1 protein-coding gene is annotated in these 1070 nt (G+C 63.7%); it reads right to left on the bottom strand.

Annotated elements, in window-relative coordinates; translation table 11 throughout:
* Positions 1 to 973: ISL3 family transposase (locus tag ACFW0B_RS25835; RefSeq protein WP_449151802.1), on the bottom strand; the 973-nt coding region annotated here is incomplete at its 3' end.
* Positions 974 to 1070 lie beyond the last annotated feature (97 nt).

The following is a 1070-nucleotide window of genomic DNA, read 5'->3' as shown; positions in this document are numbered from 1 at the left end:
AGGTTCGCCAGCGCCGCCAGCCCTCCCGCACGCTGGGGGCATACCAGATTTCCTTCAGGGCATCCTTGAGCACATAGACCGTGGCCAGTGGCTGGTTGGCGTCGAGGAGTTCCTGTAACTGCACGACCTGCCCGTCCTTGAGGTTTTCGCGATTGCGCAGCAACAACCAGCGGCTCTGCTTGACCACCTTGCGCGCCGGTTTGTCGTCGCGCAGGTGGTTGGCCTGGTCGACGCGGATCCGGTCGATCACCTCGCGGCCGTAGCGCGCCACCACATGGAACAGGTCGTACACCACCTCGGCCTGCGGGCAATGCCGCTGCACTTCCAGATCGAAGGCGGTGTTCATGTCCATCGCCACCGCCTCGATCCGTTGGCAGTGCTCGCCGAGCAGCTCGAAGAACGGACGGATCGCCTCGCGGCTATTGCCATGCCCGACCCACAGCACCCGCGTGCGCTCGGCATCCATGATCACCGTGGCGTAGCGATGGCCTTTGTGCAGGGCGAACTCGTCCATCACCAGGCGGCGAACATCACCCGGCTCGAAGGCCCCGACGGCGGCTTCCAGTCGACGTTTGTCGAGCTGTTTGAGCGTATGCCAATGCAGACCGGTGAGGCGGCTGACATGGCTGATGGGCAGCAGTTGCAGCAAGCCCTCGAGCCAGACGCGCAAGCGCTGAGTCAGGCGGGAGGCTGGCTCCAACCAGTCGATCCGCTCGGTCACCCGCCCGCAGCGCAGGCAATCGACACGGCGCACCGGCATCTGGAGCAGCACGCGCTGATCCAGCAAATCCCGATCGCGTACCCGGCGCAGTCGGCGCTCATGGATCAGCGGGCAGGCTTGGCCACAGCGACCGCAATTGGGGACACCACCGGCTTGAGGCTCAAGTTCGATTAGCAGGGTGTTGTCAGCAGATGGGCGACAGGCGACGACTTCGTAGCCTGGCCAGAATTGAGCAAGATCAATAGGATGCACGGCGGCAGCAGGGAGTGGGGGTTGGTTCGTTTGGCGACTGCCAATTTACCCACTTCCCTGACTGTCAACTCGCTCTTCCCCCAGACTCCGCGAAGAA

Source organism: Metapseudomonas phytobenefica (genome assembly GCF_043392685.1).
GTDB lineage: Bacteria > Pseudomonadota > Gammaproteobacteria > Pseudomonadales > Pseudomonadaceae > Metapseudomonas.
This window is presented reverse-complemented; position numbering and strand designations above follow the sequence as displayed.